The sequence below is a fragment of the Acinetobacter sp. YH12136 genome (genome assembly GCF_013418545.1).
Lineage (GTDB): Bacteria > Pseudomonadota > Gammaproteobacteria > Pseudomonadales > Moraxellaceae > Acinetobacter > Acinetobacter towneri.
Genome location: NZ_VPBV01000031.1, coordinates 18945 through 34497 on the forward strand (window position 1 = coordinate 18945; position 15553 = coordinate 34497).

The window sequence follows — 15553 nt, forward strand, 5'->3', positions numbered from 1 at the left end:
CCTGATCTGCTCAGTTTTAGCCTACAGCGCAAGCCATTTATGAAATGTCAACAGACCCTAGCCTGCAAAAAAAATGCTGCGTGAACCGTGACAGAAAACTCTGCTTTTAAAGCGGTTATTAGACGTGAAAAGAGAAAAACTGAATATCACTGCAAATGGTGATTTTAGGTGAAAAGTGAACTTATTTTTTAGCACGCTCAATGCTACATAAGCCAATCGAATTCAAGTACAAAAGATAAAAGCGTAAAACGATATCCACATTTTACGCTTCATCTTAATTAAAGAAAGAATCTCACATGCCCTGTAATTTTTTTACCATTTCACCTAGGCGTTGTCCTTGCGCTTCACAAAGGATTTTTTCATCCTGACTCAAAGCCTGATCGTGGCGCGGGCCGCTCACATGCGTTGCACCATACGGCGTACCGCCCGTTTTGGTATTTGATAAAGCAGGATGCGCATTATGCAATCCCATAATCATCATTCCGTGGTGAAACAATGGCGGCAACATGGTCAATAAGGTACTTTCCTGTCCACCATGCATCGAACCCGATGAGGTAAAAACGCAGGCAGGTTTATTGTGCAATGCGCCATTCAGCCACAGACTAGTGGTTTGATCCCAGAAATATTTCATTTCAGATGCCATATTGCCAAAACGTGTAGGTGAACCTAAAGCCAAACCTGCACAATTGGCCAAGTCATCCAAAGTACAATAAATATCACCTTCGGCAGGAATACTTGGCTCGGCTTGTTGCACCACGGTCGAGATATTTGGCACAGTTCTAATTTTAACGGGCATGCCACTAGCCTCTACCCCGTTGGCAATTAAATGTGCCATTTCTTTGGTAGAACCATATTTACTAAAGTACAAAACCAGAATATATGCTTGCATCATGCTAAGAAATCAGACTAAAAATGAAAACTATACGGTATTTTGCTGCTTTTTTGGTTAAGCTTAACCATGAAAACAGATAAAGATGATTAAAAAAGTTGAGACAGCCACTGTATGATCGTTGAGTATTTAAAGAAACTGCCTTTTTATGACAAACAATGGTTTCAATTTGTCTTATTTGTGCTGCGTCGCTTTGAAGCAGATCGCTGCCGTGAACAAGCAGGCTCTTTAACCTACACTACCCTGTTTGCCGTTGTACCTATGCTCACCGTATTTTTGGTGATCATCTCATCCATTAAGGCACTCGAACCTGCACGGCAACAATTACAACAACTGATTTACAGCAACTTTTTACCTAAAACCACCATCGCCTTTGATAAAGCCTTAAATGCCTTTACCGACAAATCTAGCAACTTAACCGTCATCGGGATTTTGTTTTTATTCGTGACCACGGTGATGATGCTGACCAGTATTGAAACTGTGTTTAACCGAATTTGGCGGGTTAAGGAAACCCGTGGCGGCATTATGGGTTTTATGCGTTACTGGACCATTATCTCATTAGGCCCTATTTTACTGGGCAGTGCTTTTGTCATTTCCTCAACTTTGGCATCTATGAATGTGCTGAGTAATAACTTTGCAGGTTATGAACTCAATGGCGCATTTATTTTATGGCTGATTTCATTTGCCCTAACCATTTTAGGTTTTTTTATTCTGAATTGGACCATTCCCAACCGCAGTGTACCTATTAAAGCCGCATTAATTGCGGGGGGTTTCAGTGCTGTTGTATTTGAATTTTTGAAAAACCTGTTTGGTTTTATTATGTCCAACTTCACCAGTTATGAAATTATTTATGGTGCTTTTGCTGCCGTACCTATTTTCTTACTGTGGATTTTCCTGTCTTGGAATATTGTGCTGTTAGGTGTTGAAATTAGTTATGCCTTGACCGCTTTTGAAGCCAGTCGCGAAAAAAAATGCCATCCGCTGCTCATGCTATTGGACTTACTGGAATTGTTTTACAAAAAACAAATGCGCGGAGAAAGTGTCACTGAAGCTGAAGCCTTAGATGTATTGGGACGTAATGAAATTGGGCGCTGGCCGTCTTATGTGCTGATGCTAGAACAACAAAATTTAATTAAACGTACTGAAAATGATGAATTTGTTTTGGTGCGCAATTTATCTCAGGTAGATTTTTGGAGTTTTTATTCACAGCTACCGTATTCATTGCCACGTCGTCAGGACTTGGCCAATGTCTATCCTGATGATGAATGGATGCAAAAACTTGGCCCCGTACTCAGTGAAACCGATGACTATTTGGCTGCCAAATTGTCGATTCCGCTCTCTAAGATTTTTGAAGAAAAATAATCTTGTACGCGCTCGCTAGATTTTAAATATCACCCATCTTCAAATTTAAACCCGTATTGAGCTACTAGGTTATTTGAAGATGATTTTTACATGACAACATTGCTGATGTTGAGTCTTGCTCAAGTTCATGGAAAAGCTGCAAATACTTATTTTCTTTTTAGTACTTGGGTTTTATGTTTAAACCAACATTGAGCATTCACCATCAACACCCCCAGCATGACCAAAACAGCCCCAATCATAAAACTTTGGCTCAAGCTTTCATTCAACAACCATACACCAAACAATACGCCAAATAATGGCGTTAAAAATGAAAACACGCCTAAACTGGATGCTAAATATTGTTTCAGCAACCAAAACCAAGCGAGATAGCTAATAAACGAAATCAATACCGCATGAAAAATCAAACTGCCTATGGCTAAAGCTGTCCAATGAATTTCAGCCTGTCCCATCCACCATGCCATCGGCAGTAAAATCAAAAAACCACCCATCAATTGGTAAAACAAAGTTTGTGTTGCAGGGGCTTCCGATAAACTACTTAGACGTACCGCAACAGTTGTGGCTGCCCAAAGTATGCCTGCACTCAGCGCAAGTAAATCGCCAAAAAGCATCTGGCTGAAGTTTTGGTGGCTCTCTTGTTGCACAGTATCACGCCATAAAAAAGTCACCGCTATGCCAGCAAAAGACAACAGAATCCCGCCCCATTGCAAGCGAGATAAACGCTCTGCAGGTAGTTTCCAATGCAACGCTAAAGCCACAAAAATAGGCGCGGTATATAGTAAAACCACCACATGCGACGCAGAAGTATATTGAATCGCCTGCCCTAACATAAAAAATTCTGCGGCAAATAAAATACCCACCAATATGCCTGCAGGCAGATATTCAGTCGAAGCCCATTGTGTATTTCTTGCAAGCAATAACAAAGGCAACACCATCACAGCAGACAAGCCTGAACGCAGTGCCAATTGCATCAAGGGTGGAATATCTGCCGCAGCAACTTTTAGCACCACTTGTTGCAGACCCCAAAAAACACACAAAATTAGCATCATACTGCTGGCTTTTGCATCAAGTGCTTGGCGTGAACTCATGGCTGAACCTGATCTGAGATAAAAAATAGACTTTAAAGTAAGCAGCGGACTCAACCTAAATCTTTTGGATATTCAACATCATTGAGTACTTGAGGAGTTTTGGCATTATGTGCGACTTTGCATAAAAAAAGCGACCTAAATAGATCGCTAATTTTTAAGGATTAACTTAATCATCTGTTGCGAAAGCAATATCACTGAGTCCGGCTTCACTCGCACGTGACATCACTTGCGCCACAGTATCATAACGCGCATCTTTATCTGCTCTTAACACCACGGTTGGCTGTTGAGCTTGCTGACTAGCATCATTAAAGCGGGTTTGCAACTCATCTAAACTAATGATTTGATCATCCCACGCCACTTCACCATTGGCATTGATACTGACCTGAATTTGCTCAGGCGGTAAATCAACAATTTCTGCGCTGGTTTGCGGTAAGGTTAATGGTATAGATGGGTTGGCAACGGTCGCTGTCACCAAAAAGATGATCATCAATACCAACATAATGTCGATCAGGGGAATAAGGTTCATCTCATTCATGCCTGAATCGTTGTCTTCACCCAATTGAAAAGCCATTAAACCTGACCTCCCACTAAACTTTGTTGTGTTGCATTCACTTCAGTTCTTTGAACAGAAGAATCTTGTTGCAACATGGTGTCAATCAACAAACTATGTGCATGATCTTGCAAATTTGTAGATAAGGTACGGTTCACACGCGAACAAATGTTGTAAGCAATCACGGCAGGAATCGCCACCGCCAAACCGAAGCCCGTCATAATCAACGCTTCACCAACAGGCGTTGCCACTTGAGCCAATCCCGCCTGACCGCTTTTTCCAACCGCAACGAGTGCATGGAAAATACCCCAAACTGTACCAAACAAACCCACAAACGGTGCTAATGACGCAATTGTACCCAGTACCGATACGCCTTTTTCTGCCGATGCTTTTTCTACCGAAATTTGACGCAATAAGGCTTGCTCAGCAACCGCTTTACGCTGCTCAAAATTTAAGGGCACCAGTTTTGCTTTAAGCTGATTTAAAGCCTGTGACAGTTGAGCATAAGCTTGTTGCTTCAATTGGCGCGTGCCTATCAAACGTAATGCGAAGATGGTCCATGTCGCAATCGACATCGCCAATAACACGAAATACAGCGTTTTGCTGACTGCATCTGCGTGTTGCCAATAGACGGAAAAGTTCATACTCGAACTCCTGTTGAAGGTTAGCCGTTAGGGTTCAATGTCAATTCAAAAGGCTGCTCAGCACGAATTGGATAAGCCACGCCATTTTCTTTGTACGGTTTGAATTTTGCACTACGCACTGCGCGTAAAATCTTTTGATCTAAAGCAGGTACACCACTAGAACGCGTAATTTGAGCATCGGTGATCACGCCTTTTTCATTGGCTTCAATCCGAACCACCACGTTACGGGTTTCTCCCTGTAAATCACGATTGGTATAAGAAGGTTTTGGAGAACGACTCCATTGCACGCCTGAGCCGCCAATCGACACTGTTTTTGGAGCAGAAGGTGCGACAGGAGCAGGTGCTGGCGCAACAGGTGCAACTGTCGGTTTCGGTGCAGGCTGTACCACTTTAGTTTCAGTCACCGTTGCTACAGGTGCAGGTTGCACCACACGTTCGACTGGTTTTTCTACGGGCTTCGCCACGGGTTTAGGGGCTTCTGCTTTTTTAACTTGCTGTACTTTTTCTACTTTTTTCGGTGGCGGTGGCAACAGTTTTTCTACCACAGGCACTTCTTTTACAGGCTGAGGCTTGGGTTTTTCAAGCTGTGGTTCAGCCTTAGGTTGCGGTGGCAACGGTTTAGGCTGTTCTTGAATTTTTACAAAGCGTACTTTTAAAGGTTCTTTTTCTATGGGCTTTAAGGTCGGAGTTTGCATTTGCCCCAATGCCCACAACACACCGACATGACCTAATGCAACAACAGCTAAAGCCGTCACAACTTTCTTTTTCATGGCATTGGGCATTTGTAGCATAGCGTTGGGAGATTGGTTCATTAAAGTCAGCGACCTTCAAAAGCAATTGCCAAACCATCACAATTCCGAACGATCAAACTGATCGGTTAGCACAATTAAAGTAACGCAATAATAAATGAGAAGTGTTTTCATTTGCAACTATTTTTTAATAACAAACGTGAATCATCCAATAAATTTGCTATTTTAAAAACAGTTTAAATAAATGTTATAACATTACAATTTTAGCATAAAAAAACATGCCATGTCGGCATGTTTTAATTCGATTTTTAGATAGCTTTTACCCTATTGAAATACAACAGTTTTGTTGCCATCTACAATAATACGGTCTTCCAAATGCCATTTAACTGCACGTGCCAGTACATTACGTTCCACATCCTGACCCAATTCACGCAGTTGATCTACCGTAAAGTCGTGGTTTACACGCTCTACATCTTGCTCAATGATCGGACCTTGATCTAGGTCTGCTGTTACATAGTGTGCAGTTGCACCAATCAGTTTTACGCCTTTTTCATAAGCTTGTTTATATGGATTTGCGCCCACGAAAGCAGGCAGGAATGAATGGTGAATATTGATCACTTTCATTTCCCACTTAGAGACAAACTCTTCATCCAAAATTTGCATATAACGCGCCAATACCAACAAATCATTGCCTTGCATCAATTCATCAATTTTAGCGTAAGCTTCACGTTTATTTTCTTTATTAACAGGCACTACTTCAAACGGAATACCAAAGTTTTCTACCGCTTCACGCAAGGTGTCATGGTTCGACACCACTTTGGTAATTTCACATGGTAAACCACCACGTGAATGACGCCATAATAGTTCGAGCAAAGCATGATCAACTTTAGACACCAAAATGCCGACTTTTTTCACATCGCTGACCAAAGCCAAACGCCATTGCATTTCATAACGCTCTGCCACGTTAGAAGCAAAGGTTTGCAATAAGCTTTCTTTACGGCTTTGCAAGTGATCCAGTTCAAACTCAACCCGCATGAAATAACGCCCGCCCTGAGCTTCTGTTGCGTATTGATCAAGCGCGGTAATGTTGGCTCCTTGATGATACAAAAAGCTCGATACAGCCTGCACAATACCTGGCTTATCTTCACAGGTAATCAGTAAACGTGCAGTATTCGCAGTCGTCATATTCATGTTGTTTTTAGTCACTACTTGGTTAAATTGAAAAACAAGCCGAGTATTCTAGCGCGTTTCTCAGACATTCTAAATAGCCATTCTCAGTCTCTTAGTCGGCTTGAGTATTTTTACTGGATGATAAACTCTCAAACAGTTCAGATGTGCCTAGTGTTTCTAGTAAACGCTCATAGGTTGCACGACTTTCACCCCGTAAATATGCCCCTTCAAGGAACAGCATTTGACGTAAAGCCTGCCAAATCCATTTTTCTTCCAAATGGTTTGAATCGGTAATGTGACCCGACATATATAAGAAGTTCGTCCAGTTGGTCAGCACAATCCAAATATTGATAATCAAGGCTTCAATTTCTGACTCAGTCATTTGCATCAGACCCGCATCCACAAAGGCCTGATAAATTTTTTGTCCCTGCTGCATGACCTGTCCTGCAAAACGTGGATACATTTTGCGGAAATCTTCATTGGTTTCGACCAAATGATAGACATCACGATGCAAAAAACGATAAGCCCACAGCTGACTACTGAGAACCTGAAAATAACGAATTTTGTCATTGGCATCTAAGCCACGATTTTCAGGCAAAGCCAGCATTTCTAAAGTTTCTTGCTGATATTGTTCCATCAGCTCTTTAATAATTTCGTTCTTATTGCGGAAGTGGTAATACAAGTTTCCTGGGCTCATGCCCAGTTCTGCCGCAATATGATTGGTTGTTACCGAACGCTCACCACGCTCGTTAAACAATTGCAAACTCAATTGCAAAATACGTTCTTTGGTTTTCAACGTTTTGGTTTGAGACATCCTAAAAACAACCATTCTTTAAAATTTGGGGGGCATGAAAACATAAAGTCACTTGACTGATTAGAGTAAATACTCTAAAAATTAACTTATATTGCTTTTATTGAATGGTAACATGCCATGAACAGTCAAACAAAAACAACTTCAATGACCCCACATTCACCCGATTTACAACGTCTGGATGATATTTTGGCATTGCAGAAATATGCCTATCAGCGTCATCCTGTCCCAAGTGCCAAAGAACGCATTGAACGCTTAGCCCGCTTAAAACGTGTGATTGTGAAATATCAGGATCAATTTGCCGAAGCCATTAACCGTGACTATGGCAACCGCGCCATTGCAGAAACCAAAATTGGTGAATTACTTACCTGCTTGGAACATATCAAATATTACAGCAAAAACCTGACCGACTGGATGAAGCCATCTAAACGTCAGGTTGGTATTATCCACCAACCTGCAAAAGCATGGGTACAGTATCAACCTTTAGGGGTAATTGGCATTATTGCACCTTGGAACTATCCGCTGCTGTTGTCTTTAGGCCCACTGATCTGTGCTTTGGCTGCAGGCAACCATGCCATGATCAAAATTTCCAGTGCTTCTGCGCATTTTGGTAAAGTACTGGAAAACGCCATGAGCGAAGCATTTCCACAGGAATTGGTGGCAGTAATTAATGGCGGCGGTATTATTTCCGATGCGTTCTGTCATTTGCCTTTTGACAAAATTATTTTCACAGGCTCTACCGAAGTCGGCAAAACTGTAATGGCTGCCGCGTCACAAAACCTTGTGCCTGTCATTTTAGAACTAGGTGGAAAATCCCCTGTTTTGGTGCATCCATCTAGCGATATGGTCGATGTAGCGCAGCGTATTGCGGTAGGTAAACTCTGGAATGCTGGACAAACCTGTGTTGCACCCGACTATATGTTCTTGCCTAAAGGCAAAACTGCCGAATTTATGGAGCATTTCGAGCAATTTGTGACCGAAATGTATCCGCATATTCGTGATAACCAAGACTACACTTCTATTATTAATGACAAACAATATCGTCGCTTACAGGGCTATTTAGAAGATGCACGTGAGCGAGGTGCAAATATTATTGAAATTAATCCGCAAAGTGAAAATGTGGCTGCAACCCGTAAAATGGCACCAACGGTACTGACCAATGTCAGTCCAGACATGCAAATTATGCAAAATGAGATCTTTGGTCCAGTCCTGCCAATCTTAGAATATGAACAAATTGATGATGTAATCGAGTTTATTAATAGCCGACCGCGTCCTCTTGCTTTATACTATTTCGACTTTGATCAGGCGCGTGCCGACTATGTCGCACAGCGAACCCATTCAGGGCATTTCGGACTCAATACTGTATTGACCCACGTTGCACAAGATGACTTACCATTTGGTGGTGTTGGTGCATCGGGCATGGGGAAATATCACGGTCCAGAAGGTTTTTTCAGCTTGTCACATGAACGGTCGGTAATGTCTAATCCGAAGCTTTACAGCTTGAAGTTCATTCTCCCCCCATTTGATAAGCCGATTCATCGATTGATTTCGAAGACGCTTCTTCGTTAACTGATCAAGGCATGAGCTATCAAACACGCTCATGCTGTTTTTGAAGAAAATCGCTTGTCTTTTAAGCGTATTTTTGATATAAAACGCCCCTTGAATGAATTCATCCGTTTATTTTTGACTGGCCATACAGATTTGCTGTTGGCTAAATCAATGGAGTTACACCATGTCTAAGGTTTGCCAAGTTACCGGCAAGCGTCCAGTCGTTGGTAACAACGTCTCACACGCCAACAACAAAACTAAGCGCCGGTTCGAGCCGAACCTGCACAACCACCGTTTCTGGTTAGAAAGTGAAAAACGTTTCGTACGTCTTCGTTTAACCACTAAAGGTATGCGTATTATCGACAAATTGGGCATTGAAAAGGTTGTTGCTGACCTTCGTGCTCAAGGTCAAAAGATCTAAGTAAGGAGTCAGGACAATGCGTGATAAGATTCGCTTAGTTTCTACAGCTGGTACAGGTTATTTCTATACCACTACTAAAAACAAACGTACTATGCCGGAAAAAATGGAAATCAAAAAATTTGATCCAAAAATCCGTCAACACGTAGTTTTCAAAGAAGCTAAAATCAAATAATTTTAGCTTTTTTAAAAAACGACCTTATTCAGGTCGTTTTTTTTGCACTTTTTTTGCCTCACTTGTTAAAATTTCCTCGTTTTCTTTTTTGGCACTATTTGTGCTTGTCTTATTTCAGTCTTTTGACCGCACCTTCACCATGGCTTAGGAGTTTCTCGTGCCTCATGATGTAGAACTCATCATCTTACTTGCCGTTGGTTTTAGCTTGGCACTGATATTTGGCTATATCGCTGCGCGCTTACGCCTTCCACCGCTTATGGGCTATCTGATTGCAGGTGTCATCATTAGTCCCAACACACCGGGCATTGTGGCAGATATTCATCTTGCCAACCAATTGGCAGAACTTGGGGTCATGTTCCTCATGTTCGGTGTTGGCATGCATTTCTCGCTAAATGATTTAATGCAGGTACGACGCATTGCTTTGCCTGGTGCAGTATTGCAGATCGCCGTGGCGACCCTGCTCGGTGTAGGCGTGTCGATGATGTGGGGTTGGAGTTTTGGTTCTGCCTTAATTTTTGGCTTAAGTCTGTCTTGTGCCAGTACCGTTGTGCTCTTAAAAGCATTGGGTGATCGTGGCCTGCTCGACTCCGTGAACGGTAAAATTGCCGTAGGCTGGTTGTTAGTTGAAGACTTAGTGATGGTCTTAGCATTGGTGCTTTTGCCTGCCACAGCTGTATTACTGGGTGGACAAGCTATCGACAATGCCAGTGATGAAAATATTTGGCTAACACTCGGACTGACTTTATTAAAAGTTTCAGGCTTTATTGCCTTTATGCTGATTGTTGGCAAACGCCTTGTGCCCTTCATTATGCAAATTGTGGCTCGCTTAGGCTCGCGGGAACTGTTTACCCTGACTGTGGTCGCTGCTGCGGTATCAATTGCCTTTGGTGCTTATAAAATCTTTGGCGTGTCGATGGCACTTGGGGCGTTCTTTGCGGGGATGGTGGTCAAAGAATCTGATTTCAGTCATCGCGCCGAAGAAGAAACTTTACCCTTACGTGAAATTTTCTCCATTCTATTTTTCGTTGCTGTGGGCATGCTGTTTGACCCGCGTATTCTGATAGAAGAACCACTGCACGTTTTAGCGGTCGTCGGCATTATCATGGTGGGTAAAACCATTGCAGCCATGGCATTGGTCTTGTTCTTCCGCTATCCACTCAATACAGCCTTGACCGTAGGCGCGAGCTTGGCACAAATTGGTGAGTTTTCCTTTATTTTGGCAACGCTAGGTGTATCTTTACAACTGCTGTCACTAGAAGGACAAAACCTGATTTTAGCAGGCGCACTCATTTCAATTACCCTCAATTCCTTTGTTTTTTCTGCGATTGAGCCTGTGCAAAACTGGATTCGGGAACGCTCTTATTTGGCGCGTTTGCTTGAACGCAGCAATGACCCTTTAGCCATGCTGCCCGATGAAGTTTCTCAAGATTATTTACGTGATCAGGTGGTGATTGTTGGACATGGTGAAGTCGGACGCCGCATTACTCAAAATTTAATGGCTGAAAATATTAAGGTCGTGATTGCGGAAGAAAACCGTGAAATTGTCGAAGACTTACGCGAAAAAGGCATTGCTGCAGTCAGCGGCATTGCCACAGAAGTGGGTGTACTGATTCAGGCACATATTCAACATGCACGACTACTCGTTCTCTCGCCTATGGACATTTTGGATATTCATAAAATTGTGGATATTGCCAAAACCCTAAACCCTGAAATTCAGGTTTTGGTGTGTGCAGAAAGCAAAGCCGAAGCGGAAGTAATTCGTAAAGACAACATTGGTGAAGTGTATTTTGCCAAAGAAGAAATGGCGAAAAATATGAGCAATTATATTTTAAATCAAATTGAAATTGCCCATCATCAGCCACCAACGCATTGAGCATCATTCATCTAAAACCCATAGCCAAAATCACAAAAAGCGCACCGTTTAAGCTGCGCTTTTTTTGTTGACGTATAGATTGGCTTTCATTGTGTTGATGAAAAACTATCTAATACTGTCCATGATTTTAACCAAAGCAGATAGACAATCTATTCATTAAAGATAGCTCATCACCGAAAGACCTTTTGGGATTAACTCATAAATTGCGGCTGTTCATCCACAATTTCGGCATGCCATTCATTGACCTGCTTTTCCAACAAGCCAAATAATGCCGCCTGAATCATGTGCTGTGCCACAACAGCCGTCTGATCGCCCAATATGGCTTTGACTTCGTCATTGAACTGGATTTTGACCAATGGCTCTTTCTCTGAGCCTGCATTACGCAATGCCAACTCGCCACCTTCAAGCTGAACCAGCTCTAAAATTGCTTCCTGATTACCAAATAATTCTTTCAATTGCTCTATAGACATATATCCTCCATGCTCGACATGGCGGCAAAGGCGCTTGCACTTTGCATCGTTCAGAATATTTATATCGGGCTGATCAGATTTTTTTCAAGGGCGTTTGGTCGGCTTAAAATTCCACCATTTCATTACGAAAACCATCAATCAACTGGGTTAAGTCACGATGCCATTCGCGCAAAATTTTCGTATCTGGTAGCCATGCTTGCGGAGATTGCGTGACTTTAATAATCAAATTGGATGACGTTTCCTGTTCAGGTCCTGGTGCACTTGGCTCGGGCGTGTACTGACATAAACGATAAGCGCGCTTTAACTCTGCAATAAAACCCGATTTGCTCAGTTGCTGCAAAATTGCCACTTCAGGGGAAATCTGCCCTTTGGCTGCCATCAATTCTTCAATTGATTTAAGGGTTGGATTACTGTCATTTAAACGATAATACCGCACCAATTCCTGCAAAAAAGCCAGCACCGCGCCATTTAAATGAAACACCGCAGCTTCACGATGTGCCTGCGCTTGCTGAACATGCTCGGTTTGCTCGGCCTGCTGACATGAAAGACGGGCGAAATATAATTTCTGATTGGTACGATCTGCATGAAAACGAGCAACACGGGACATGAGCATTTCCTCAATTTAGCGTTCTAAGAAGCTTAGATTAAACCGATTTTCCTGCAACACCCAATAAAAAATACACTATTTTTACTGCGATAAAATCGTGCACCAAAGCGGTGCTCATCAGTCATTTCCCACTAAAATTCACGCATAAAAAAGGAGCATTTTTTGCTCCCTTTGAACTATTTTGATGCAGGCTTATCTTCTGCTGCTTTGACACGTATTCCATGACCATGCAGACGCAAAGTATTCAGCGCTTTAATGGCTTTTACTGCCTCACGTGCATGTGGCATTTCTACAAATGCAAAACCTTTAGATTTTCCTGTTGCAGCATCCAACACCAAATTACAAGATTCTACAGTGCCATATTCCTGAAAAAGCTTTAACAATTCTTCTTCAGTCACTGTACGCTCTAAACTACGAACTAAAATTTTCATCTTACAACCTTAAAATAGGCAAAAAACATCAAAAAGCACTCGCCTACTCTACTTTTTGCAGGAAACCATGTGACATAGTTTAATCGAGATCAATGCCAAAATCTAAATTAATCGCTTGACGTTCCACCAAGGCGCTTTTAACCGTTTGCTGACGGGGACGGTGATGGGTTTCCATCGTACATAACTGCCGTGTCAGATCACTCAAAAAATAACTGTCCAGTTTGCGCCCTTGTTCATCTACCATGTCACGCGCCCATAAATTCAGATTTTGTTTGGTTAAAATCAGTTCATTTTGGGCGCGGGTCAAGGCCACATACAACACGCGACGTTCTTCTTCAATATCATCAAAACTGCCCTGCGCCCGCGAGTGTGGGTACTGCCCCGGTGTCACATTGGCCACATAACAAACTTTTTGTTCTGTGCCCTTGGCAGAGTGAATCGTAATCAAAGTGACCACATCGGTATCTGACTGACGTTCAATTTCTGAAATATATACAGGATCGAGTACGTACTCTTCTAAAAATTCACTTAACTGCGCATGCTTGGCTGCCAATTGTTGTACCAACTGAAAATCTCCCTGACGACGATTCCAGTCTTTTTTATAATTTTCTGCCAATTGTTCCTGAATGGCTTCTATCCCCAAACCGACACAAGCAGCGACTTCATGCCGTAAAACGTCCATCTGCTTCATAATCAGTAAAGTTTTTTCAGGCAATTTTCCAAACTTTTCCAACTTTTCAATAATTTTATCCATGCTCGGTTCAAGCAATAGTTGTTGTGCCAACTTACTCGCACCGACATCGCCCACACCATTCCATAAGGTCAGAAAACGCATCCATGCAATATCATCTAGAGGATTGGCAATGACCCGCAATAAACTGAGCAAGTCTTTCACATGCGCAGTTTCCAATAACTTCATGCCACCAATAAAACGATACGGCACGCTTGCCGCAATACATGCCGCTTCAATATGCCGTGCAGCAAAACTGGAGCGTACCAACACCATGTGATCTGACCACGGCGCGCCTTGCAAGAAATGTCGCTCTTTAATATCAATCGCAATCCATTTGGCTTCATCAAATTCATTCGGGAAAATATGCATTTTGGGTTTGATGCCATCACCACGATGCGCCTGCAACCGTTTGTTATAGCGAATCTCACTTTGATCTAACAACCAATTGGACAGGTCTAAAATTTCCTGCGTAGAACGGTAATTTTGCTCTAATTTGAAAATTTGAGCATTGGGTACGCGCTCTGTGAAATGATGAATATTTTCAAAATCTGCACCACGGAAACCATAAATCGATTGTGCATCATCGCCCACACAAAACAAACTGACCCGATCTTTTAAAGGCTCAAGCAAAGCCCATTGCAAAGGATTGGTGTCCTGCATTTCATCGACCAGAAGATGCTGACAAATTGACGCGACATAATCGACCAGACCTTCCGACTGCGCCAATGCCGATGCCACCACAGCCAAAATATCGTCATAATCGAGAAAGCCACGTGCACGTTTACGGCTTTCGTATTCCTGCATAATTTCAGCAATTTGATCTTTTAATGCCAAATATTCAGGCTGTTGCTTTTCTAAAGCCACACTCAGTTTTTGACGGGTATTCCGCGCAAAAGAATACAAATCACATAATTCTTGAGGCTTAGGCAACTGACTTGGATTTTTCTTATCATCTTTTCCGCGAATGAGGCGAAACATCATCAACTGATCATCACGATCAATAATAGAAAATTGTTCCAAGCCAAAAGCTTTAGGAATACGTCGTAACAAGTACATACAAAAAGTATGAAAGGTCGAAGCACGTAAGCCTTTGGCTTGCTCGCCCAGTGCCAACTCCACCCGTGCGACAATTTCACTCGCCGCACGGCGGGTAAAGGTCAAAATTTGAATTTGATTGGCTGGAATACCTTGATCAATCAAGTACGCTGCACGTGCCACAATGGTTTTGGTTTTGCCACAGCCTGCGCCAGCCAAGACCAGACTATGTTGATATGCTGTCGTGGCTGCTTGTTTTTGCTGGGGATTCAATTCATCAATTAGGCTGGCTAAACTCATAGTGACTCATCGTACTGGGTGGATGAATAGTTTAACAGATCGGTTTAGGAATAAACCCATGAATATAAATGGCTCGGTTCATACTCAAGCACATACTTTTACACAGGCTCTATTAGAGATGTGGATAAGTACATGCTTATCCACATTATTTCCAACCCAATTCTATGGCAGTCATTTCGTTAATACGCGTCTGTTGTAGCGAGTCAGGCATCTTACTTTTGTTTTGCGAAAGTGGCACATAAGCTGCCATCAGTTCAGCCTGTCGTTGTGGATATAACGGTTGCTGATTTGGGTCTGCATAACCAATCGGATAAATCGGCTGACCTGTGCTCAAATCGTATTTATCTGTGGCACCAAAGGTATGCAGTAATTCATGCACCATCACCAACGTATTACGCTGACTGTGCGCAGCAGAAGCAAATAAATTCACCGAGCCAATTTTGCCTTTTTGCAAAGCGGTGGAATGCTTCAAAATTTGAGTTTGACTCGGATCATAATAATTCAGGTACAGTGTCACTGTTGCAGCACCATCACTGCTTTGTCGTTGCTGCCAAGCGTAAAAACGGAACTTTAAACGTAAGCGTCCGCTGAACACACCTTCTGAATTCATCCTATAAGCCTTAATTTAGTCCCCACTTAGAAACAAGTGGGGACTTAAATTTATGACTACAAATCACCAGACATCCATCGCATCTCTTGCGAA

General features: G+C 42.4%; 16 protein-coding genes and 1 pseudogene. 5 read left to right on the forward strand and 12 right to left on the reverse strand.

Translation table 11 applies throughout. The features are described 5' to 3' along the window. Positions 1-292: 292 nt before the first annotated feature. A complete protein-coding gene (gene wrbA, locus FTU71_RS12475; protein WP_026438329.1) occupies positions 293-889 on the reverse strand; it encodes an NAD(P)H:quinone oxidoreductase in 597 nt (198 codons plus the stop codon). 114 nt (positions 890-1003) lie between these two features. Here wrbA and FTU71_RS12480 point away from each other — a divergent pair, with 114 nt between their 5' ends. Then, positions 1004-2251, forward strand: coding sequence for a YihY family inner membrane protein (locus FTU71_RS12480; protein WP_178866098.1), 1248 nt, complete (start codon positions 1004-1006; stop codon positions 2249-2251). Positions 2252-2397: 146 nt separating this feature from the next. On the opposite strand, the gene FTU71_RS12485 is transcribed toward FTU71_RS12480, so the two are convergent. The 6 genes from FTU71_RS12485 to FTU71_RS12510 all read right to left on the reverse strand — a co-directional run bounded on the left by FTU71_RS12485 (position 2398) and on the right by FTU71_RS12510 (position 7263). Further along, on the reverse strand, positions 2398-3336 hold the full coding sequence (locus tag FTU71_RS12485; protein ID WP_180112039.1) for a DMT family transporter: 939 nt from the start codon (positions 3334-3336) through the stop codon (positions 2398-2400). Between the two features lie 166 nt (positions 3337-3502). Next, complete coding sequence (locus FTU71_RS12490) at positions 3503-3907, reverse strand: biopolymer transporter ExbD (RefSeq protein ID WP_004976158.1); 405 nt, start codon at positions 3905-3907, stop codon at positions 3503-3505. Continuing rightward, positions 3907-4530: a MotA/TolQ/ExbB proton channel family protein gene (locus FTU71_RS12495; protein ID WP_096901723.1), complete on the reverse strand. Its 624-nt coding sequence runs from the start codon at positions 4528-4530 to the stop codon at positions 3907-3909. The genes FTU71_RS12490 and FTU71_RS12495 overlap by 1 nt, the downstream gene beginning before the upstream one ends. Positions 4531-4550: 20 nt before the next feature. Further along, positions 4551-5342, reverse strand: a complete 792-nt coding sequence (locus FTU71_RS12500; RefSeq protein ID WP_096901722.1) for a TonB family protein — start codon at positions 5340-5342, stop codon at positions 4551-4553. A gap of 261 nt (positions 5343-5603) precedes the next feature. Further along, entirely contained in the window at positions 5604-6470 is an 867-nt protein-coding gene (purU, locus tag FTU71_RS12505) for a formyltetrahydrofolate deformylase (protein ID WP_004976151.1), read from the reverse strand. Between the two features lie 91 nt (positions 6471-6561). Then, a complete protein-coding gene (locus tag FTU71_RS12510; RefSeq protein WP_004976150.1) occupies positions 6562-7263 on the reverse strand; it encodes a TetR/AcrR family transcriptional regulator in 702 nt (233 codons plus the stop codon). 117 nt (positions 7264-7380) lie between these two features. Between FTU71_RS12510 and FTU71_RS12515 the strand changes: the two genes are divergently transcribed. The 4 genes from FTU71_RS12515 to FTU71_RS12530 all read left to right on the forward strand — a co-directional run bounded on the left by FTU71_RS12515 (position 7381) and on the right by FTU71_RS12530 (position 11274). Beyond that, complete coding sequence (locus FTU71_RS12515) at positions 7381-8829, forward strand: coniferyl aldehyde dehydrogenase (RefSeq protein ID WP_004976148.1); 1449 nt, start codon at positions 7381-7383, stop codon at positions 8827-8829. A gap of 163 nt (positions 8830-8992) precedes the next feature. After that, positions 8993-9229 (forward strand): 50S ribosomal protein L28, encoded by a 237-nt coding sequence (gene rpmB, locus FTU71_RS12520; protein ID WP_004976147.1) that lies wholly within the window; start codon positions 8993-8995, stop codon positions 9227-9229. Between the two features lie 16 nt (positions 9230-9245). Then, positions 9246-9401, forward strand: a complete 156-nt coding sequence (gene rpmG / locus FTU71_RS12525; RefSeq protein WP_004976146.1) for a 50S ribosomal protein L33 — start codon at positions 9246-9248, stop codon at positions 9399-9401. Positions 9402-9558: 157 nt separating this feature from the next. Continuing rightward, entirely contained in the window at positions 9559-11274 is a 1716-nt protein-coding gene (locus tag FTU71_RS12530) for a cation:proton antiporter (RefSeq protein ID WP_180112040.1), read from the forward strand. A 191-nt stretch (positions 11275-11465) separates the two neighbouring features. On the opposite strand, the gene FTU71_RS12535 is transcribed toward FTU71_RS12530, so the two are convergent. From FTU71_RS12535 to FTU71_RS12555, 5 genes and pseudogenes are all read right to left on the reverse strand, one after another. Beyond that, positions 11466-11744 (reverse strand): hypothetical protein, encoded by a 279-nt coding sequence (locus FTU71_RS12535; RefSeq protein WP_131261040.1) that lies wholly within the window; start codon positions 11742-11744, stop codon positions 11466-11468. Between the two features lie 103 nt (positions 11745-11847). Then, entirely contained in the window at positions 11848-12351 is a 504-nt protein-coding gene (locus tag FTU71_RS12540) for a DUF6586 family protein (protein WP_104853031.1), read from the reverse strand. Positions 12352-12527: 176 nt separating this feature from the next. Further along, positions 12528-12782 (reverse strand): RNA-binding protein, encoded by a 255-nt coding sequence (locus FTU71_RS12545; protein ID WP_004976139.1) that lies wholly within the window; start codon positions 12780-12782, stop codon positions 12528-12530. Positions 12783-12861: 79 nt separating this feature from the next. Next, entirely contained in the window at positions 12862-14850 is a 1989-nt protein-coding gene (locus tag FTU71_RS12550) for an ATP-dependent helicase (RefSeq protein ID WP_180112041.1), read from the reverse strand. 145 nt (positions 14851-14995) lie between these two features. After that, positions 14996-15424: pseudogene (locus tag FTU71_RS12555) on the reverse strand (hypothetical protein); the annotation flags it as partial. Positions 15425-15553 lie beyond the last annotated feature (129 nt).

What these genes read in the sequence shown, in the direction of transcription:
- wrbA (WP_026438329.1), bottom strand. Translation starts at nt 889, where the DNA reads ATGCAAGCATATATTCTGGTTTTGTACTTTAGTAAATATGGTTCTACC.
- FTU71_RS12480 (WP_178866098.1), top strand. Translation starts at nt 1,004, where the DNA reads ATGATCGTTGAGTATTTAAAGAAACTGCCTTTTTATGACAAACAATGG.
- FTU71_RS12485 (WP_180112039.1), bottom strand. Translation starts at nt 3,336, where the DNA reads ATGAGTTCACGCCAAGCACTTGATGCAAAAGCCAGCAGTATGATGCTA.
- FTU71_RS12490 (WP_004976158.1), bottom strand. Translation starts at nt 3,907, where the DNA reads ATGGCTTTTCAATTGGGTGAAGACAACGATTCAGGCATGAATGAGATG.
- FTU71_RS12495 (WP_096901723.1), bottom strand. Translation starts at nt 4,530, where the DNA reads ATGAACTTTTCCGTCTATTGGCAACACGCAGATGCAGTCAGCAAAACG.
- FTU71_RS12500 (WP_096901722.1), bottom strand. Translation starts at nt 5,342, where the DNA reads ATGAACCAATCTCCCAACGCTATGCTACAAATGCCCAATGCCATGAAA.
- purU (WP_004976151.1), bottom strand. Translation starts at nt 6,470, where the DNA reads ATGAATATGACGACTGCGAATACTGCACGTTTACTGATTACCTGTGAA.
- FTU71_RS12510 (WP_004976150.1), bottom strand. Translation starts at nt 7,263, where the DNA reads ATGTCTCAAACCAAAACGTTGAAAACCAAAGAACGTATTTTGCAATTG.
- FTU71_RS12515 (WP_004976148.1), top strand. Translation starts at nt 7,381, where the DNA reads ATGAACAGTCAAACAAAAACAACTTCAATGACCCCACATTCACCCGAT.
- rpmB (WP_004976147.1), top strand. Translation starts at nt 8,993, where the DNA reads ATGTCTAAGGTTTGCCAAGTTACCGGCAAGCGTCCAGTCGTTGGTAAC.
- rpmG (WP_004976146.1), top strand. Translation starts at nt 9,246, where the DNA reads ATGCGTGATAAGATTCGCTTAGTTTCTACAGCTGGTACAGGTTATTTC.
- FTU71_RS12535 (WP_131261040.1), bottom strand. Translation starts at nt 11,744, where the DNA reads ATGTCTATAGAGCAATTGAAAGAATTATTTGGTAATCAGGAAGCAATT.
- FTU71_RS12540 (WP_104853031.1), bottom strand. Translation starts at nt 12,351, where the DNA reads ATGTCCCGTGTTGCTCGTTTTCATGCAGATCGTACCAATCAGAAATTA.
- FTU71_RS12545 (WP_004976139.1), bottom strand. Translation starts at nt 12,782, where the DNA reads ATGAAAATTTTAGTTCGTAGTTTAGAGCGTACAGTGACTGAAGAAGAA.
- FTU71_RS12550 (WP_180112041.1), bottom strand. Translation starts at nt 14,850, where the DNA reads ATGAGTTTAGCCAGCCTAATTGATGAATTGAATCCCCAGCAAAAACAA.